Annotated in this window: 16 protein-coding genes and 1 tRNA gene; 6 read left to right on the top strand and 11 right to left on the bottom strand. The window is 73.8% G+C overall.

Annotation, left to right across the window (positions count from 1 at the left end):
- Positions 1-53: 53 nt before the first annotated feature.
- From kdpC to ACFU7Z_RS06155, 6 genes are all read right to left on the bottom strand, one after another.
- On the bottom strand, positions 54-689 hold the full coding sequence (gene kdpC / locus ACFU7Z_RS06180; protein ID WP_049652083.1) for a potassium-transporting ATPase subunit KdpC: 636 nt from the start codon (positions 687-689) through the stop codon (positions 54-56).
- 20 nt (positions 690-709) lie between these two features.
- Entirely contained in the window at positions 710-2,875 is a 2,166-nt protein-coding gene (kdpB, locus tag ACFU7Z_RS06175) for a potassium-transporting ATPase subunit KdpB (protein WP_380776529.1), read from the bottom strand.
- Positions 2,875-4,539, bottom strand: coding sequence for a potassium-transporting ATPase subunit KdpA (gene kdpA, locus ACFU7Z_RS06170; RefSeq protein WP_380776526.1), 1,665 nt, complete (start codon positions 4,537-4,539; stop codon positions 2,875-2,877). Before kdpA ends, kdpB begins: the two co-directional genes overlap by 1 nt.
- A 1-nt stretch (position 4,540) precedes the next feature.
- Positions 4,541-4,630 carry a K(+)-transporting ATPase subunit F gene (kdpF, locus tag ACFU7Z_RS06165; RefSeq protein WP_045693083.1) on the bottom strand — a complete coding sequence of 30 codons (90 nt, stop codon included), beginning with the start codon at positions 4,628-4,630 and terminating at the stop codon, positions 4,541-4,543.
- Positions 4,631-5,029: 399 nt separating this feature from the next.
- Complete coding sequence (locus ACFU7Z_RS06160) at positions 5,030-6,862, bottom strand: APC family permease (RefSeq protein WP_380776524.1); 1,833 nt, start codon at positions 6,860-6,862, stop codon at positions 5,030-5,032.
- Positions 6,863-7,268: 406 nt separating this feature from the next.
- Positions 7,269-7,349: transfer RNA gene (locus tag ACFU7Z_RS06155), tRNA-Tyr, on the bottom strand.
- A 220-nt stretch (positions 7,350-7,569) separates the two neighbouring features.
- Between ACFU7Z_RS06155 and ACFU7Z_RS06150 the strand changes: the two genes are divergently transcribed.
- Positions 7,570-8,058, top strand: a complete 489-nt coding sequence (locus ACFU7Z_RS06150) for a YajQ family cyclic di-GMP-binding protein (RefSeq protein WP_049652087.1) — start codon at positions 7,570-7,572, stop codon at positions 8,056-8,058.
- A gap of 127 nt (positions 8,059-8,185) precedes the next feature.
- Here the strand turns inward: ACFU7Z_RS06150 and ACFU7Z_RS06145 are convergent, their stop codons facing one another.
- On the bottom strand, positions 8,186-8,680 hold the full coding sequence (locus tag ACFU7Z_RS06145; RefSeq protein WP_074004049.1) for a hypothetical protein: 495 nt from the start codon (positions 8,678-8,680) through the stop codon (positions 8,186-8,188).
- Between the two features lie 684 nt (positions 8,681-9,364).
- Here ACFU7Z_RS06145 and ACFU7Z_RS06140 point away from each other — a divergent pair.
- The 3 genes from ACFU7Z_RS06140 (at position 9,365) to mug (ending at position 12,319) form a co-directional block, all read left to right on the top strand.
- Positions 9,365-10,444 carry a M24 family metallopeptidase gene (locus ACFU7Z_RS06140; protein ID WP_380776533.1) on the top strand — a complete coding sequence of 360 codons (1,080 nt, stop codon included), beginning with the start codon at positions 9,365-9,367 and terminating at the stop codon, positions 10,442-10,444.
- Positions 10,445-10,613: 169 nt separating this feature from the next.
- Positions 10,614-11,762: a phosphatase PAP2 family protein gene (locus ACFU7Z_RS06135; protein ID WP_380776522.1), complete on the top strand. Its 1,149-nt coding sequence runs from the start codon at positions 10,614-10,616 to the stop codon at positions 11,760-11,762.
- Positions 11,763-11,776: 14 nt separating this feature from the next.
- Positions 11,777-12,319 (top strand): G/U mismatch-specific DNA glycosylase, encoded by a 543-nt coding sequence (gene mug / locus ACFU7Z_RS06130; protein ID WP_049652089.1) that lies wholly within the window; start codon positions 11,777-11,779, stop codon positions 12,317-12,319.
- Here mug and ACFU7Z_RS06125 read toward each other — a convergent pair.
- Positions 12,259-13,284 carry a LysR family transcriptional regulator gene (locus tag ACFU7Z_RS06125; RefSeq protein ID WP_380776520.1) on the bottom strand — a complete coding sequence of 342 codons (1,026 nt, stop codon included), beginning with the start codon at positions 13,282-13,284 and terminating at the stop codon, positions 12,259-12,261. The genes mug and ACFU7Z_RS06125 overlap by 61 nt on opposite strands.
- A 149-nt stretch (positions 13,285-13,433) precedes the next feature.
- Between ACFU7Z_RS06125 and ACFU7Z_RS06120 the strand changes: the two genes are divergently transcribed.
- Entirely contained in the window at positions 13,434-14,438 is a 1,005-nt protein-coding gene (locus tag ACFU7Z_RS06120; protein ID WP_380776518.1) for an NADP-dependent oxidoreductase, read from the top strand.
- A gap of 39 nt (positions 14,439-14,477) precedes the next feature.
- On the opposite strand, the gene ACFU7Z_RS06115 is transcribed toward ACFU7Z_RS06120, so the two are convergent.
- Entirely contained in the window at positions 14,478-15,395 is a 918-nt protein-coding gene (locus ACFU7Z_RS06115) for a sigma-70 family RNA polymerase sigma factor (RefSeq protein ID WP_380776531.1), read from the bottom strand.
- Positions 15,396-15,484: 89 nt separating this feature from the next.
- Here ACFU7Z_RS06115 and ACFU7Z_RS06110 point away from each other — a divergent pair, with 89 nt between their 5' ends.
- Positions 15,485-16,180 (top strand): NAD(P)H-dependent oxidoreductase, encoded by a 696-nt coding sequence (locus tag ACFU7Z_RS06110; RefSeq protein ID WP_380776516.1) that lies wholly within the window; start codon positions 15,485-15,487, stop codon positions 16,178-16,180.
- A 30-nt stretch (positions 16,181-16,210) separates the two neighbouring features.
- Here ACFU7Z_RS06110 and ACFU7Z_RS06105 read toward each other — a convergent pair whose 3' ends face one another.
- Positions 16,211-17,176: a M48 family metalloprotease gene (locus ACFU7Z_RS06105; RefSeq protein ID WP_375876934.1), complete on the bottom strand. Its 966-nt coding sequence runs from the start codon at positions 17,174-17,176 to the stop codon at positions 16,211-16,213.
- A gap of 3 nt (positions 17,177-17,179) precedes the next feature.
- Positions 17,180-17,605, bottom strand: coding sequence for a BlaI/MecI/CopY family transcriptional regulator (locus ACFU7Z_RS06100; protein ID WP_049656591.1), 426 nt, complete (start codon positions 17,603-17,605; stop codon positions 17,180-17,182).
- Positions 17,606-17,717 lie beyond the last annotated feature (112 nt).

Below are 17,717 nucleotides of genomic sequence, written 5' to 3'. Positions count from 1 at the left end.
AGGCGTGCCCCCGTGCCCGGGCCGGCCCGGTCACCCGTCTGTACGAGGTGGTGTCACTTCTGCTCGCTGAGCGCCTTGTTGAGCAGCACGACGTTGACGCCCTCGTTGCCGAGGAAGCCGAGCGAGCGGCTCTCGGTGTACTTCTCGACCAGTTTGCCCACCGTCTCCACCGGCAGGTCGCGGTGCTTGGCGACCCGCTCGACCTGCTCCTTGGCGTACGCGACGGAGATGTGCGGGTCGAGGCCGGAGCCGGAGGCGGTCAGCGCGTCGGCCGGGACGCTCGCCGGGTCGACGCCGTCGAACGCGGCGACGGCGGCGCGGCGGTCGTTGACGGCCTTCAGCAGGTCCTCGCTGTTCGGGCCGAGGTTGCTGGCGCTGGAGGAGGAGGCGTCGTAGCCGGTCCCGGCGGCGGAGGGGCGGGGCTGGAACCACTTCGGGTCCGGCTGGGCCTCCTCCTTCGGGTCGTCCGGGTTAGTCTTCGGGAGGTTGAAGCTCTGGCCGATCAGGCTGGAGCCGACCTCCCTGCCGCCGGACGTCACCGGCGAGCCGTTCGCCTTGTCGGAGAAGGCGACCTGGGAGACACCGGTGATCAAGAGCGGGTAGACGACCCCGAGGATCACGGTGAGCACCAGGAGCGCTCGCAGGGCCGTGAAGTGGGTGCGGAGGATCGTCGGCAGGGGCTTGGACATGGTTTTCTCTCCTTCCCGCTTCAGCTGAGGCCGGGGATGAACTGGATGATCAGGTCGATCAGCTTGATGCCGACGAACGGCACCACCAGGCCGCCGAAGCCGTAGACGCCGATGTTGCGGCGCAGCAGCGAGCTGGCGTCGGACGGGCGGTAGCGCACGCCGCGCAGGGCGAGCGGGATCAGGCCGATGATGACCAGGGCGTTGAAGATGATCGCCGAGGTGATCGCGGACTGCGGGCTGTGCAGGCCCATGATGTTGAGGTGGCTCAGGCCCGGGTAGACCCCGGCGAACATCGCGGGGATGATCGCGAAGTACTTGGCCACGTCGTTGGCGATCGAGAAGGTGGTCAGCGCGCCGCGGGTGATCAGCAGCTGCTTGCCGATCTCCACGATCTCGATCAGCTTGGTCGGGTTGGAGTCCAGGTCGACCATGTTGCCGGCCTCCTTGGCCGCCATGGTCCCGGTGTTCATCGCGACGCCGACGTCGGCCTGGGCGAGCGCGGGGGCGTCGTTGGTGCCGTCGCCGGTCATCGCGACCAGCTTGCCGCCCTCCTGCTCCTTCTTGATCAGGGCCATCTTGTCCTCGGGCGTGGCCTCGGCGAGGAAGTCGTCCACGCCGGCCTCCTCCGCGATCGCCTTGGCGGTCAGCGGGTTGTCGCCCGTGATCATGATGGTCTTGATGCCCATCCGGCGGAGCTCGTCGAAGCGCTCCCGCATGCCCTCCTTGACCACGTCCTTGAGGTGGATGACCCCCAGGACGCGGGCGGGCGCGCTGCCGGTCTTCGCGGCCACGACCAGCGGGGTGCCACCCGCGGCGGAGATCCCGTCGACCAGGGTGGAGACCTCGTCGCCGACCGAACCGCCGTTCCCGGTCACCCAGTTGGAGACGGCCCCGGCGGCGCCCTTGCGGACCTGGTGGACGCCCACCCGTCGCCCACCACCGCCCTTGTCCGAGTCGCTGCGCTCCGCCCCTTCCATTTCCTCGTCCAGGTCGACGCCCGACATCCGGGTCTGGGCAGTGAACGGGACCCAGGTGGCGTGGGTCAGCTCGCCCTGGGCGCGGGCCCGCAGACCGTACTCGGTCTTGGCGAGGACCACGATCGAGCGGCCCTCCGGGGTCTCGTCCGCGAGCGAGGAGAGCTGCGCGGCACTGGCCAGGTCCTCGGTGGAGACGCCCGGGGCGGGCAGGAACTCGGCGGCCTGGCGGTTGCCCAGGGTGATAGTGCCGGTCTTGTCGAGCAGCAGGGTGTTGACGTCGCCGGCGGCCTCGACGGCGCGGCCGGACATCGCCAGCACGTTGCGCTGCACCAGCCGGTCCATGCCGGCGATGCCGATCGCGGAGAGCAGCGCGCCGATGGTGGTCGGGATGAGCGCGACGATCAGGGCGACCAGGACGATCATCGACTGCGGGGCGCCCGCGTAGGTGGCCATCGGCTGGAGCGTGACGACCGCGACCAGGAAGACGATGGTCAGCGAGGCCAGCAGGATGTTGAGCGCGATCTCGTTCGGCGTCTTCTGCCGGGCGGCGCCCTCGACCAGGGCGATCATCCGGTCGATGAACGACTTGCCGGGCTCCGAGGCGATCTTCACCACGATCCGGTCGGACAGCACCTTGGTGCCGCCGGTGACGGCGCTGCGGTCGCCGCCGGACTCCCGGATGACGGGCGCGGACTCGCCGGTGATCGCCGACTCGTCGACGCTCGCGACACCCTCGACCACGTCGCCGTCACCGGGGATGACCTGCCCGGCCTCGACCACCACGTGGTCGCCGAGCCGGAGCGCGGTGCCGGGCACCTCCTCCTCGGCGCCGGTGGCCGGCCAGTCGGTGAGCCGACGGGCCATGGTGTCGCTCTTGGTCTTGCGCAGGGTGTCGGCCTGCGCCTTGCCGCGGCCCTCGGCGACGGCCTCGGCCAGGTTGGCGAAGATCGTGGTCAGCCAGAGCCAGACGGTGATGGCCCAGGCGAACACGGACGGGTCGGCGATCGCGGCGACGGTGGTGACCACCGAGCCGACCTCGACCACGAACATCACCGGATTCTTGACCATCACCCGGGGGTCGAGCTTCTTCACCGCGTCCGGCAGGGACGCGAGGATCAGCTTCGGGTCGAGCAGGCCGCTCGACACTCTGTGCGGCGCGGCAGGCTCCGCCTTGTCGGCCGGTGCGGGGTTGAGCGTAGGGGTGGACATCAGGAGGACAGACCTTCCGCGATCGGCCCGAGAGCCAGGGCCGGGAAGTAGGTGAGGCCGACGACGATCAGGATCACGCCCGACAGCAGGCCCACGAACAGCGGCTTGTGGGTGGGCAGGGTGCCCGGGGTGGCCGGGACCGGCTGCTGCTGGGCGAGCGAGCCGGACAGCGCCAGGACGAAGACGATCGGCAGCAGCCGGCCGAAGATCATCGCCAGGCCGAGCGCGGTGTCGTACCAGTCGGTGTTGACGGTGATGCCGCCGAAGGCCGAGCCGTTGTTGTTGGCCGCCGAGGTGAAGGCGTACAGCACCTCGGAGAAGCCGTGGGCGCCCGAGTTGAGCATCCCGGCGCGCTCACCCGGCAGGGCCATCGCCACACCCGTGCCGACCAGCACGATCGTCGGCGTGGTGAGGATGTACAGCGAGGCGAACTTCATCTCCCGGCCGCCGAGCTTCTTGCCCAGGTACTCGGGGGTGCGGCCGACCATCAGGCCCGCCACGAACACCGCGATGACCGCCAGCACGAGCATCCCGTACAGGCCGGAGCCCACACCGCCGGGCGCGATCTCGCCCAGCATCATGTTGAAGACCGTCAGCCCGCCGCCGAACGGCGTGTACGAGTCGTGGAAGGAGTTCACCGCGCCGGTCGAGGTCAGCGTCGTCGAGGCGGCGAACAGCGAGCTCGCGGCGATGCCGAAGCGCTGCTCCTTGCCCTCCATCGCGGCGCCCGCGGCCTGCAGGGCGGCGCCGTGGTGCTGCGACTCGGCGAGGGTCAGCAGGGCCACCGAGGCGGCCCAGAACAGGCCCATCACGGCGACGATCGCGTAGCCCTGGCGGTTGTCCCCCACCATCCGGCCGAAGGTCCGCGGCAGCGCGAACGGGATCAGCAGGATCAGGAAGATCTCGACCAGGTTGGTGAACCCGGTCGGGTTCTCGAACGGGTGCGCCGAGTTGGCGTTGAAGAAGCCGCCGCCGTTGGTGCCGAGCAGCTTGATGACCTCCTGGGAGGCCACCGGGCCGCCCGGGATCTTCTGGACCTCGCCGGCCAGCGAGGTCACCTCGTGGAAGCCGTGGAAGTTCTGGATCACGCCGTTGGCGGCCAGCACCAGGGCGAAGACGATCGAGACCGGCAGCAGCAGGCGCAGGTTGATCCGGGTGAGGTCCACCCAGAAGTTGCCGATCCGGTCCGTCCGGTTGCGGGTGAAGCCCCGGATCAGCGCGGCGACGACGGCGATGCCGACGGCCGCGGAGACGAAGTTCTGCACCGCCAGGCCCGCCATCTGCACCAGGTGGCCCATCGCGGACTCGCCGCCGTAGGACTGCCAGTTGGTGTTGGCGACGAACGAGATCGCGGTGTTCCAGGCCTGGTGGCCCTCCATCTGCGGAACACCCAGGTTCAGCAGCAGGTAGCCCTGGAGGCGGATCAGGCCGTAGAGGAAGAGGACGGAGACGGCCGAGAAGGCCAGCACCGAGCGGAGGTACGACGGCCAGCGCTGGTCGGCGTCGCCGTCGACGCCGACCAGCTTGTAGATGCCGCGCTCGACTCTGAGGTGCTTGGCGGAGGTGAGGAGCTTGGCGATGTAGTCGCCGAGGGGGCGGTAGCACAGGGCCAGCGCGCCGACGAGGGCGATGACCTGGAGCCAGCCCGCGAGAGTGGATCCCATGTCAGAACTTCTCCGGGAAGATCAGCGCCACGACGAGATAGCCGACGAGCGCGACGGCCACGACCAGACCAGCGATGTTCTCCGCGCTCACAGCTTCTCCACCCCCCGCGCGATCAGGGCGATGACGGCGAACACGGCGACCGTGACACCGACGTAGATGAGATCGGACATGGGCTCCACCAGAGTGGTTCGGGAGATGCCGCGACCTGGGCCGAAGGGGCTCGCGCGGCGCCGGCGGACGACCGGCAGATGCAGCAAACCAGCCGTCAGCGGCGCGTTATGGGGCCCTGACGCCCTCCATACGGGTGACAGCGCGACGTTGACGCGGCCTTGACGGGCGCTTCACCGGACCGAGACCGTCGTGATCGGGCCGAGACACGGCGGCGGGCCGGGGGCGCGTTCGGCGGCGGGCCGCTGGGGGCACGTCCGGGTACGGAACGGCCCCGGGCGGCGGGCTGCCGTCCGGGGCCGTTCCGTACCCGTCCCCTGATCACATCCGCATGCGCAGCCGGCAGACCACCGCGTCGGTGTGCCGCCGCAGGGCGCGGTCGATGACGGCGCCGCGCCGGTTCTGGAGCGCCCGCTGCCACCAGCGGGCCGGCTCCACCTCGGGGATCAGCACGGTGAGCCGGTCGTAGGCGTGCTCCGCCCCCAGCTCGTTGACGAAGTCGGCGATCGGCCGGCCCAGCCGGCGGTGGACATCCGGGATCTCCACCAGCGGCACGCCCGGCCGCCACAGCTCCCAGTCCCGGCGCAGCGCCTCGGCGGCGGCCGGCTCGTGCACCACGGTCACCGCCATCACCTCGTCGCCGAGCGAGAGCGCCGCCGACAGGCCGTCCCTGGTCAGCCGGGTGATCGCGGTCACCGGGACGACGACCAGACTGCGCTGCCCGGTCACCGGGCCGGGCACCCGGCCCAGCTCCAGCCGCTCGCCGATCCGCCCGTAACTGCGGTGGACCGCCTCGAACAGCACCACCAGCAGCGGCAGGGCCACCACGATGCCCCAGGCGCCCTCGGTGAACTTGGTGCCGGTGACGACCAGCGCCGCGACGCCGGTGAGCAGCGCCCCGAAGCCGTTCAGCGCGGCCTTCCACCGCCAGCCGGACGGCCGGTGCAGCAGCCAGTGCCGGACCATGCCGACCTGGCAGATGGTGAAGCCGACGAACACGCCGATCGAGAACAGCGGCACCAGGCTGTTGACGTCCCCGCCGGAGCCGGCCAGCAGCGCCGCCGACACCGCGGCCAGGAACAGCACGCCGTACCGGTACACCTGGCGGTCGGCGCGCAGCGCGAACAGGTGCGGGAGGTGGTTGTCCCGGGCGAGCAGGTCGAGCAGCACCGGCAGCCCGCCGAAGGAGGTGTTGGCGGCCAGCCCGAGCAGCACCACGGTGGCGAACTGGACGACGTAGAAGCCGAAGCCGTGGCCGAGCGAGGCGTCGGCGAGCTGGGCGAGCACGGTGACGCCCTCGACCGGCTGGAGGTGGAAGCGGCCGATCAGCACGGCCAGTCCGATCAGCATCACGCCGAGCAGGGCGCCGAGCGCGACCTCGGTGTGCTGGGCGCGCTTGACCCGCGGGGTGCGGAAGGAGGGGACGGCGTTGGCCACCGCCTCCACCCCGGTCAGCGCGGAACAGCCGGCCGCGAAGGCCTTGAGCAGCAGCAGCGCGCCGACGGTGGTGGCGTTCTCGGCGAGCGTCGAGGCGTGGCCGGCGGCGGCCGCGGTGCTGGCCGGGGCGTCCCGGAACAGGCCGACCACGACGATCGCCAGGATGGAGAGCACGAAGACGGCCGTCGGCGCCATGAACCAGCGCGCCGACTCGGCGATCCCCCGCAGGTTCACCGCGGTGACCAGCGCGAGCACCCCCAGGCAGAGCCAGACCCGGTCGTCGTACAGGCCCGGGACGGCCGAGGTGAGCGCGGCGACGCCGGCGGTGACCGAGACCGCCACGTTCAGCACGTAGTCGACGACCAGCGAGGCGGCCGCGGTCAGCGCGGTCCGGCGGCCGAGGTGCGCCTTGGCCACCGCGTAGGCGCCGCCGCCGTCCGGGAACGCCGCGATCACCTGCCGGTAGGAGGCCACCAGCACCGCCAGCAGCAGGGCGATCGCCGCGGTGACCGGCAGCGTGAAGCCCAGCCCGTACGCCCCGGCGGCGGCCAGCACCAGCACGATCGACTCCGGCCCGTACGCGACCGAGGCCATGGCGTCCAGCGAGAGCGCGGCCAGCCCGCCGAGCGCGCTGAGCCGGTGCCGCTCGTCTCCCGCGCCGGTGCCAGGCGGCTCGGAGTCGGCCGTGACGGCCGGGGTGGTGATGGCGCTGGACATCGGACGGGACCTCCGCAGTCGGTAGTTGCTCCGATCCTGCGGTCCGCGCGCCCGTCGCCCGCCGGGCCCCTACGCGTTCCTGACGCCGCCACGAGCGGCCTTGACGCGCCCTTGACGCGGCCGTCACGCTGCGTCGGCCTCCGTCGGGTGGCTGTTGGCGGGGGTGGGGCGAGCCGTTTGTCCCGGCGGTCGCCGGCTGGGAAGACGATCAGCTCTGTCGAAGGACTCCCACCCCCGGGCCCCACTCTGCTGCCTGACACCCGTAATTGCAAGCAATGTGCAATAAGTCGGCCCGGCGCCCGCCCTCCCGACTCCCCGCTCCCCCGCCCCCGGCAAGGCCGCCCGGGCAAAACGAAACAGCCCCCGATACGCGTTTCCGCAGATCGGGGGCTGTTTCTCTATCCTGTGGCTGGTGCAGGGTTCGAACCTGCGTAGCTTGCGCGACAGATTTACAGTCTGCTCCCTTTGGCCGCTCGGGCAACCAGCCAGGATCTTCGTTTCCCGGGGTGTTCACCCCGTTCGACTTGGTAAACCATACCCGATGCCGGGGGGTGCTCCGCCACTCGATAGATCACGCGACGATCAAGAAACCGCGGGCGCCCGCTACGGGCGAGGCCGGTGTGGCGCTGGATAGGCTGGGGTCGCGGGCGCCCCCGAGGGGCGGGCCCGTGCCAGTGAAGACCAGAGCATCAAGGAGACCAATACCCATGGCCGACTCCAGTTTCGACATCGTCTCGAAGGTCGAGTGGCAGGAGGTCGACAACGCGATCAACCAGACCTCCCGCGAGATCGCGACGCGCTTCGACTTCAAGAACGTGGGCGCCGAGATCAGCCGCTCGGGCGAGAAGATCGAGATGAAGGCGAACGGCGAGGAGCGCGTGCGCGCCGTACTCGACATCCTCCAGACCAAGTTCGTGAAGCGCGGCCTGTCGCTGAAGGCCCTGGACGCCAACGAGCCCCAGCTGTCCGGCAAGGAGTACAAGATCTTCGCCAACGTCAAGGAGGGCATCACCACGGAGGACGCGAAGAAGGTCGCGAAGATCATCCGTGACGAGGGCCCGAAGGGCGTCAAGGCGCAGGTCCAGGGCGACGAGCTGCGCGTCAGCTCGAAGAGCCGCGACGACCTCCAGGCCGTGCAGGCCCTGCTCAAGGGCAAGGACCTGGACTTCGCGATCCAGTACGTGAACTACCGCTGACCCTCCGGTCGGCCGGTTCGACGGACGACGGCGCGGCCCTGCTCCCCGCTTCGGGGGCGGGGCCGTTCGCGTCGGCGGGGCCGGGGCGGGCGGCGGGGCCGACGGGCGGTGGGGCGCGGGGGTCGGGTCAGCCGGCCGACTCCGCCCAGCCGGCGGTGCTGCGGTGCCGGCCCAGGCCGACCGACTCGAACTCGTCCGCCCGGCCCTCCTCGGTGCGCGCGCCGATCCGTCGCAGGACGTGGGAGATCGGGGTGCCGTCGGCCGGGGCGGGCTCGAACTCGCCGATGGTGAGCGGGCCGAGGGTGACCGCGCCGTCCGCCCAGACGGCGGCGCGCTGGGTGCCGCTGCCGCCGAAGTACTCGGCCTCGACGCAGGCGATCGGGCCGGCCTTCGACCAGGCGGCCAGCCGGAGTTCGAAGCCGTCCGAGTGCCAGCCGAACCCGGCCCCGCCGCGCGGCTTGCGCACGCTGCCGTCCCCCTGGAGCGCGGCGAGGACGGCGGAGGTGACCGGGATCATCGCCAGCCCCTGTGCCAAGGGCACCACCCGGGCCGCCGGAACCTCCGCGGCCGCCACCGTCAGCAGCTCCCGTGTTCCTATCAGCGCCTGGAGTTCATAGGACATGGCGGCCATGGTGTCCCACCGCACCGACAGTCGGCCCGGAATTTATGATTCCGTGCCCGGTCGGAGACCGTAGAGCAGGCTGCGGGGCCTTTGGAGCGGTCCGCGGCCGGTCCGCGGGGCCCGGATCGCGCCGTCGACCGCAGCTCCTCCGGTCCTGCCGCCGGTCACCCGCTCGGGTGCTCGCGGCATGCGGCGGCCGCGGCGCCCCGGTGGACTGGCCGGGTACGGCCTCTCTTCCCGACCCCTCCCCCGGCTCCCGCGCGGTCGGGCGCTCCCGGCCGGGGCCGTACGGAGGAGGACCGCATGCATGCGCCGGACAGACCCCCGCCGAACCGGACGGCCGCCGCCGCACCGGCCCTGGCACTCCGCGGGCCGGCCCGCATCCTGCTCGGCCTCGTCCCGGCGCTCGCGCTCCGGCTGTCGGCAGGAGCGATCGCACCGACCCCGCCGATCGCACCGGCAGGACCGGCAGGACCGGCCTCCGCCGGGGGCCGCGGCGGCCCCGGCCGGGGAGCGCCGGACCCGCCGGCACCGCGCCGGCCCGCAGGGGCTTCCCCGAGGGCTTCACCAACTCCTCCCGAAAGTGATGGAGTTGACGCGACGGAGGCTCAGCAGAGCCCGTCCGGCCCCAGAGGAGGAACCGCCGTGCCCCGCCCCTTCACCGTGCAGGACCACACCGACCGGATGACCCGTGCCACCGCCGAGGCGACCGCCGCCGGACTGGCCGGCCTGGTCGTCGCCCCCGGCCCCGACCTGTCCTACCTGTGCGGCTACTCGCCCACCGCGATCACCGAGCGGCTGACCGCCCTCGTACTCGCGGTCGGACGCGAACCCACCCTGGTGGTGCCCAAGTTGGAACGTCCGGACGCCGAGAAGGCGGTCGGCGCCCCGGCCGTCCGGCTGCTCGACTGGTCCGACGGCGAGGACCCGTTCGCCACCGCGGGCCCGCTGCTCGACCCGGCCGGCCGGTACGGCGTCTCCGACAACACCTGGGCCCTGCACCTGCTCGGCTTCCAGGCCGCGCTGCCCGGCGTCTCCTTCACCTCGCTCACCGACAGCCTGCCGATGCTGCGCGCCGTCAAGGACACCGAGGAGCTGGAGCGGCTGGCCTCGGCCGGCGGCGCGGCGGACGCCGCCTACCGGGGCATCCTGGAGGTCCCGTTCGCCGGCCGCCGGGAGACCGACGTGGCCGCCGACCTCGGCGCGCTGCTCATCCAGTACGGGCACAGCCAGGTCGACTTCACCGTGGTCGGCTCCGGCCCGAACGGCGCCGACCCGCACCACGAGGCCGGTGAGCGGGTCATCCGTACGGGTGACACGGTGGTGCTGGACTTCGGCGGTCTCAAGGACGGCTACGGCTCCGACACCACCCGGACCGTGCATGTCGGCCCGGACGTGCCGGACGAGGTGCGGACGGTGCACGAGCTGGTCCGGCTGGCCCAGCAGACCGCCTTCGAGGCGGTCCGGCCCGGTGTCGGCTGCCAGGAGATCGACCGGATCGCCCGCCGGGTGATCACCGAGGGCGGGTACGGCGAGTACTTCATCCACCGCACCGGCCACGGCATCGGCACCACCACGCACGAACCTCCGTACCTGGTCGAGGGCGAGGAGCGGCCGCTGGTGCCCGGCATGTGCTTCTCCATCGAGCCCGGGATCTACCTGCCCGGCCGGTTCGGGGTGCGGATCGAGGACATCGTCACCGTCACCCCGGCCGGCGGCCGCCGCTTCAACAACACCCCGCACGAGCTGGGCATCGTGGCCTGAGGCCGCCGGACGGTGCCGGAAGGCGCCCGACGGTGTCCGCAGGTGCCCGAGGGCGCCTTCCGGTGCCTGATCGTGTGTCGAACCGGGTGACGACCGGGTCGGACGTTCTTACGATCCGGTCATATTTCACCCAGAGACCTCCAAGTTTGGGTTGCTAGTTTCAGTGCGCATGACCAAGACCCTCTCCCCGGCCCCGCACGACGTGCGGGCCGGGCAGCCGCGCCCGGTGCCTCCGCCCCGCCCCCGCGTGACGGGCTGGTCGAGACTCCGATGGCTGGCCTGGCCGCTCTACCTGACGTGCCTCCTCTGGTTCCTGCGCACCGAGGGCATCCCCGCGGCCAACGACGTGCTGTTCCTCTGGCTGATCGCCGCCCTGCTGACCGGCGCCGTGCACAGCGGGCACGGCCCCCGCGGCTTCCTCCTGGTCCTGCGCGACTGGGTCCCGGTGATGGCCGTGGTGTGGACGTACTCGCTGCTGCGCGGCTACGGCGCGCACACCCCGTGGGCCCCGCACTGGCTGCCGCAGCTGCGCTTCGACGAGGTGCTCGGCTTCGGCGAGACCTGGACCGTCCGGCTCCAGCACGCCCTCTACACCGCCGGCTCGCCGCACTGGTACGACTACGCCGCGGTGGCCGTCTACCTCTCGCACTTCTTCGTCGTCTTCCTGCTGCTCGCGGTGCTCTGGCGGCGCGCCCACCAGCGCTTCCGCCAACTGCTCGCCGCCTACCTGACGCTCACCTTCGCGGGCTTCGCCACCTACCTCCTCTACCCGGCCGACCCGCCGTGGCTGGTCGCCCAGGAGGGCAACCTGCCGCACCTGTCCCGGGTGGTCTGGGAGGTCATCTCGGTGAGCGGGCTGCCGCAGGCCGACTCGCTGCTGGAGAACGGCAGCCAGTTCGCCAACGACGTCGCCGCGATGCCCTCGCTGCACTCCGCCTACCCGGCGATGCTGCTGTTCTTCTTCTGGCCCACCGCCAAGCGCTGGCTGCGGGCGGTGCTGGTCGCCTACCCGCTCGCGATGACCTTCACCCTGGTGTACGGCGCGGAGCACTTCATCATCGACGTCTTCGTCGGCTGGGCGTACGCGGCCGCGGTGGTGTACGGCCTGCGCCGGCTGCGCGCCCGCCGGGCGGCCAGGGCCTCGGCCCCGCTCGCGGCCCCGGCCCCGGTCCGTACGGAGGCGACGGCCGAAGGCACGGCCCAGGCCCAGGCCCCGGTCCGTACGGAGGCGACGGCCGAGGACGCGACCGAGGCCCCGGCCGAGGGCACGGCCCGGACGGAGGCCCCCGCCAAGGGCACGGCAGACTTGGCCGGGTGAATCCGAGCGCACCGATGAAGCCCACCGCCGAGCAGCTGCTGGCCGCCAAGGACAGCACCATCCCGGACGTCTCCGGGCCCGGGCTGCGGGTGCTGTTCTGCGGCATCAACCCGGGCCTGTGGTCCGGCGCCACCGGCCACCACTTCGCCCGCCCGGGCAACCGCTTCTGGCCCGCCCTGCACCGCTCCGGCTTCACCGGGCGCCAGTACCGCCCGGACGAGCAGCGGGAGTTGCTCGCGCTCGGGCTGGGCATCACCAACGTCGCCCCGCGCGCCACCGCCAAGGCGGACGAACTGACCACCGAGGAGCTGCGCGAGGGCGGCGCCGCGCTGCGCGAGCGGGTGCTGCGGCTGCGCCCGCGCGCCCTGGCCGTGCTCGGCATCGGCGCCTACCGGACGGCCTTCGGGCAGCGCCGGGCCCCGCTCGGGCGGCAGCCGGAGGGCATCGGCGACACCGAGGTGTGGGTGCTGCCGAACCCCAGCGGCCTCAACGCCCACTACACCCTGGACGGGCTGGCCGAGGAGTTCCGCAGGCTCCGGGAGGCCGTCGGGGGCTGAGCAGCCGCCGGGGCCGGGGCCTCTTCCGGAGCCCCGGCCGGTGCCGAAGGACGCGCCGCCCCCGCGAGCCGGGCCGCCACCAGCCCGGCGGGCAGCGGCAGTTCGCGCAGTTCCCGGATCAGCGCCCGGACGGCGGCCGTCCCGGCCAGCTCGGGCGTGGTGACGTACCCGACGGAGCGGCTGGGCGGCCGCGGCCCGAGGTCGGTGACGGCGAGGCCGGCCGGGGCGCCGAGCAGGGCGGTCCGGGGCATGATCGCCATGCCGAGGCCCTGGGCGACCAGCGAGACGGCCACCGTGTCGTCCTCCACGTCCACGGTCGCGGGCGGGATCCAGTCCTGCCGCTGCCACCAGTCCCGGGTGTACGAGCCGCAGTTCTCGTCCCAGTCGACCAGCGGGAGTTCGCGCGGCGCCGGGTGGCCCTGCGGGTGCGCGAGCGCGTACGACTCCTCGTACAGTCGCACCGCGACCAGGCCCGGGACGGGCGGCGGGCCGCCCGCGTCGAGCGTTGCCAGCCCGAGGTCGGCGCGCCCGTCGGCGACCTCCCCGGCGCTGCCCCGGCCGAGCTCCCGGACGATCCGGACGCGGGTGCCGAGCCCGGGGTGGCGCTCGGCGAGCCGGGCCAGGACGGGTGGCAGCAGGTGGGCGGCGGCGCTGCGGAAGGCGGCGATCCGCAGGGTGCCGGTCAGCGGCCCGTCCGCTCCCGCGCCGCGCACCTCGGGGCCCATCGCGTCCAGCAGCCGCAGGATCCGGCGGGCGTACGCCACCGCCCGCGCGCCGCCCTCGGTGGGGCGTGCGCCGTGGCGCCCGCGGTCGAAGAGCACCGTGCCCAGCTTCCGCTCGCAGGCGCGGACGGCGTGCGAGACGGCGGACTGGGTGGTGCCCAGGCGTGCGGCGGCCGCCGTGAAGCTCCGCTCCTCCTCGACGGCGACCAGGGTCCGCAGCTCGTGCGGGGCGAGATCGGTCATGGGCCCGAATCTAATCCGCGGGCCCGCGATCCATCGATCCCGCTCATGGACCGGCCCGTTCCATCGACCGCCGCCCCTGCCCGGCCGCTCCCGCGCTTCCTACGGTGATCACGTCCCGCCGAGCCCCCCGCGCACCTGGAGCAGCCCCGATGTCCCGTCCCACCGCCCGCGCCGTCCACCTGGTCGCCCGCCCCGACGGCGCGCCGACCGCCGCGGACTTCGCCTTCGTCGACGAGACCGTCCCGGCCCTCGCGGCGGGCGAGGCCCTCGTCGAGAACCTCTACCAGTCCGTCGACCCGTACATGCGCGAGGAGATGGAGGAGGGCGGCTGGGCGCTGCACGCCCCGCTGGAGGGGCGCACCCTCGGCCGGGTGGTGGAGTCCCGGGCCGACGCCCTGCCGGTCGGGGCGCTGGTCCAGCACCGCCAGGCCTGGCGCACCCTCTCGGTGGTCACCGCCGAACGGGCGAGCCTGCTCCCCGACCTCGCCGGCGTCCCGCTCAGCGCCCACCTGTCGGTGCTCGGCGGCACCGGCCTGTCCGCCTGGGTCGCGCTGACCAGGATCGCCCGGCTCCAGCCCGGCGAGACGCTCTTCGTCTCGGCGGCCGCGGGCGGCGTCGGCACCGCCGCCGGACAGCTCGCCCGCCTGCTCGGCGCCGGACGGATCGTCGGCAGCACCGGCTCCGCCGCCAAGGCCGCCCGCCTCACCGAGCGGCTCGGCTTCGACGCCGCCTTCGACTACCACGACGGCCCGATCGCGGACCGGCTGCGCGAGGCCGCGCCGGACGGGCTGCACGTCTACCTGGACAACGTCGGCGGCGACCACCTGGCGGCCGCCATCGGCGCCCTGCGCGGGCGCGGCCGGATCGCCTGGTGCGGCGCGGTCGCCCAGTACAACCGGCTCGGGAACCCGCCGGCCGCCCCCCGCAACCTGTTCGACGTGGTCGGGAAGAGCCTGCGGCTGGAGGGCTTCCTGGTCCGCGACCACCTCGACGCCCGGCCGGAGCTGTACGACTTCCTCGTCCCGCACCTGCGCTCGGGCGCCGTCGTCCCGGACGAGACGGTCGTGGACGGCTTCGACCGGGTGGTGGACGCCTTCCTCGGCATGCTGCGCGGCGAGAACACCGGCAAGATGCTGGTCCGGATCGCCGACTGACCACCCCGTGCCCCGCCGCGGCGCCCGCCCCGGCGGCAGTCACCCGGGCAGCGGCAACACGGCCAGGTCGAGCGCGGCGAGCCGGGCCGGGTCGGCCACCACCTCGTAGCCGGCCACCCGGCCGTCCGCGACCGCCATCCGCAGCACCAGCCGCAGCCGCCCGTCCGGGGCGATCAGGATCCCGGGCACCCCGTCCACCAGGGCCACCGCGCCGTACCGGGCCCGGCGGCCGAAGACCGTGCTCTCCCGGGCGACGGCCTGCGCGCCCCGGGCCACCAGGGCGCGGCCCGGTGGCAGCGCCGCCGGATCGGCCCGGCGCACCACGTCCGGCGCGAGGACGGCCAGCAGGTCGGCCAGGTCCCCACCCCGGGCGGCGGCCAGGAAGGCCTCCACCACCCGCCGGTGCCCGGCCAGCGGCTCCGGGGGCAGCGCGGCCGTCCCCCGGACCCGCTGCCGGGCCCGGCTGGCCAGTTTCTTCGCGGCCACCGGGGTCCGCCCGACGATCGGCGCGATCTGGTCGAAGGGCACCGCGAAGCCGTCGTGCAGCACGAAGGCGACCCGCTCGGCCGGGCCCAGCCGGTCCAGCACCACGAGCAGCGCCCGGCCCACCGACTCGACCAGCAGCGCCTCCCGCTCCGGCTCCGGGCCGCCGCCCGCCGCCTCCGGCAGCGCCTCGTCGGCCGGCTCCTCGCGGCGCGCGGCACGGGCCCGCAGCAGGTCCAGGCAGATCCGGGAGACCACCGTGGTCAGCCAGCCGGGCAGGTTGTCGATCTCCGCCGGACCGGTGCGGACCAGCCGCAGCCAGGCCTCCTGCACGGCGTCCTCGGCCTCGCCGGTCGAGCCGAGCATCCGCTGGGCGATCGCCCGCAGCCGGCCGCGCTCGGCCTCGAAGCGCTCCTCCGGCGCCTCGGCCCGCCGCCCCGGGGCCGCCGCCGCCCCGGCCGCCGCTCCCGACATCGCGTCCCGGTCCATCGGTCACCTTTCCTCGGCGCGGCCCGTCACCGCTATGACGATCCGTCCTCCTCCGAGGTGACCGGGAGACCACCATGACCTCCACCACGCTGCTCCACCTGGACTCCAGCATCAGCCCGTCCGGCTCGGTCAGCCGCGCCCTGACCGCCCGCTTCGCCGACGCCTGGCACGCCCGGCACGGCACCGCCGGCCGGGACCGGTACCGGTACCGCGACCTCGCCGCCGACCCGGTGCCCGCGGTGCGCGCCGCCTACGACGCCCTCGGCCGCCGCACCGAGCGCAAGGGGATACTCCCGCTGGACGACATCGGCCGCCTCGCCGAAGGGCCGGACGAGGCGCACGAGTGGACGCTCAGCCGCCCGCTGATCGAGGAGCTGCGGGCCGCCGGCACCCTGCTGGTCGGCAGCCCGATGTACAACTACACCGTCTCGGCCGGCCTCAAGGCGTGGATCGACCGGGTCACCTTCCCCGGCGTCCACCACGACCCGGAGACCGGCGAGCCGCTGCTGCGCGCCACCCGCGTGGTGGTCGTCGCCGTCCGCGGCGGCGGCTACGCACCGGGCACCCCGCGCGCCCACTGCGACTTCCAGGTCCCGTACCTGCGGGCGTACTTCGACCGGATCGGGGTCGCACCGGAGCACCTGCACGTGGTCACCGCCGAGCTCACCAGGGCCGCGGACGTCCCGGCGCTGAACGCCCTCCAGCCGCTCGCCGCCGAGTCGCTGGCGGCGGCCGAGGCCGCCCTCGACGAGCTGGCCGCGACGCTCTGAGCCGCCCTGACAGGCCTGGCCGGGCGGCCGCTACAGCGGGGTGACGGCCTTGAGCACCACCAGCAGGGCCACGGCGGCGTTGAGCGCGCACAGCGCCGACACCGCCGTGCCGATCGCCGCGACCATCGCCGCCAGGCCCGCCGGGGTCTTGGCCGGCGGCCAGTTGCGGGAGGTCGGCACCGGGCCGAGCAGCGCGGCGACCCGGCGCGGCACCGGGCCGGCGGCGGCCGCCGCCGCGGTCGGCGTCGCGAAGGCCGCGAAGCCGGGGGCCGGGGCGGCGTGCGAGACCAGCGCCGCCCGGGCCACCGCCCGCGCGGTGATCCGGCGGTCCCCCACGGCCTGCGCCGACTCCTCGTCCGCCCACCGCTCCGCGCTGAACGCCACCGCGTGCTGCAGCGGCCGCAGGAACGGGTTGACGCAGGCGGCGAGCTGGGTGGTCAGCAGGTACCGGTGGTGCCGGTGGCGCAGGTGCGCCCGCTCGTGCGCGAGCAGCGCCTCGCGCTCGTCGGCGGCCAGGCCGGCCAGCATCCCGGTGGAGACCACCACCCGGCCGGGCGAGCCGGGCAGCGCGTAGGCGTACGGGCTGTGGTCCGGCAGCACCGCGAGGTCGCCGGACTCCCCCGGCTCCGCGGGCAGCCCGCTCAGCGCCCGGCGGGCCCGGTTCCGCACCCGCAGGTGCCGGACGACCGTCCGGGCGCAGGCCAGGACCACCAGGGCCAGCAGCCACATCGCGGCCGTGCCGACCGTCTCGTGGTACGGCAGCGCGGCCCGCACCTCCGGGTCGGACCAGCTGTCCGGCAGCGGGTTGCCGGGGATCTGCGCGGTGCCGACCACGCCGATCAGTCCGAGGCAGAGCACGCTGCACACCGCCATCACCGCGCTGATCACGGTCATCAGCCGGGCCGCGCCGCGCGGATGCAGGTGCTGCTCGGTCAGGCGCGCGATCGGGACCGCGGTGAGCGGCAGGACGAGCGGGAGGAAGACGAAGAAGCCCACGGGTCAGCTCTCACGGTCGGGCGCCGCCGGATCGGCGGACGCGGCGTCCAGCAGCGCCCGCAGCAGTTCCTCGTCGTGCGGCAGCAGCGCGCTGACGAAGCTGGCCAGGACCGCGTCCCGGTCGGCCTCCCCGTCGAGCATCCGGCGCATCCGCAGCGCGGCCAGCCCGGCGGCGTCCGCGGAGGCCTGCCACAGGTAGGAACGGCCGGCGCGGGTCCGGGTCACGGCGTTCTTGGCGTGCAGCCGGGACAGGATGGTCATCACGGTGGTGTACGCCAGGTCGCCCTCCAGGCGTTCCTGGACCCACCCCGCGGCGGCCGGGCCGGGCGCCTGCTGGAGCACCGCGAGCACCTGCGCCTCCAGCTCGCCCTGGCCTCGTCGTCGGGGCGGCGCGTCCCCGGCCGTCGGGGCGTGCCTCTGGTCTGCCATGACGGCCCACTCCCTCCGGATGCCGCGCCCGGACCGGCGGGCGCGGGTTCATCCTAACGAGCGCGGGGCCGCGCCGATCCGGTCGGAGCGAGGGTTCGGGGGCGTACGGCGC

This window comes from Kitasatospora sp. NPDC057518 (assembly GCF_042802075.1).
Classification (GTDB): domain Bacteria; phylum Actinomycetota; class Actinomycetes; order Streptomycetales; family Streptomycetaceae; genus Kitasatospora.
The sequence above is the reverse complement of the archived record's forward strand: the minus strand, read 5'-3'. Positions and strand labels throughout refer to the sequence as shown.

Coding starts and splice junctions, on each gene's coding strand:
- ACFU7Z_RS06145 (WP_074004049.1), bottom strand. CDS start 8,680: ATGTCCTATGAACTCCAGGCGCTGATAGGAACACGGGAGCTGCTGACG.
- ACFU7Z_RS06160 (WP_380776524.1), bottom strand. CDS start 6,862: ATGTCCAGCGCCATCACCACCCCGGCCGTCACGGCCGACTCCGAGCCG.
- ACFU7Z_RS06120 (WP_380776518.1), top strand. CDS start 13,434: ATGTCCCGTCCCACCGCCCGCGCCGTCCACCTGGTCGCCCGCCCCGAC.
- ACFU7Z_RS06140 (WP_380776533.1), top strand. CDS start 9,365: ATGACCCGTGCCACCGCCGAGGCGACCGCCGCCGGACTGGCCGGCCTG.
- ACFU7Z_RS06125 (WP_380776520.1), bottom strand. CDS start 13,284: ATGACCGATCTCGCCCCGCACGAGCTGCGGACCCTGGTCGCCGTCGAG.
- mug (WP_049652089.1), top strand. CDS start 11,777: ATGAAGCCCACCGCCGAGCAGCTGCTGGCCGCCAAGGACAGCACCATC.
- ACFU7Z_RS06110 (WP_380776516.1), top strand. CDS start 15,485: ATGACCTCCACCACGCTGCTCCACCTGGACTCCAGCATCAGCCCGTCC.
- kdpC (WP_049652083.1), bottom strand. CDS start 689: ATGTCCAAGCCCCTGCCGACGATCCTCCGCACCCACTTCACGGCCCTG.
- kdpA (WP_380776526.1), bottom strand. CDS start 4,539: ATGGGATCCACTCTCGCGGGCTGGCTCCAGGTCATCGCCCTCGTCGGC.
- kdpB (WP_380776529.1), bottom strand. CDS start 2,875: ATGTCCACCCCTACGCTCAACCCCGCACCGGCCGACAAGGCGGAGCCT.
- ACFU7Z_RS06135 (WP_380776522.1), top strand. CDS start 10,614: ATGACCAAGACCCTCTCCCCGGCCCCGCACGACGTGCGGGCCGGGCAG.
- ACFU7Z_RS06115 (WP_380776531.1), bottom strand. CDS start 15,395: ATGTCGGGAGCGGCGGCCGGGGCGGCGGCGGCCCCGGGGCGGCGGGCC.
- ACFU7Z_RS06100 (WP_049656591.1), bottom strand. CDS start 17,605: ATGGCAGACCAGAGGCACGCCCCGACGGCCGGGGACGCGCCGCCCCGA.
- ACFU7Z_RS06150 (WP_049652087.1), top strand. CDS start 7,570: ATGGCCGACTCCAGTTTCGACATCGTCTCGAAGGTCGAGTGGCAGGAG.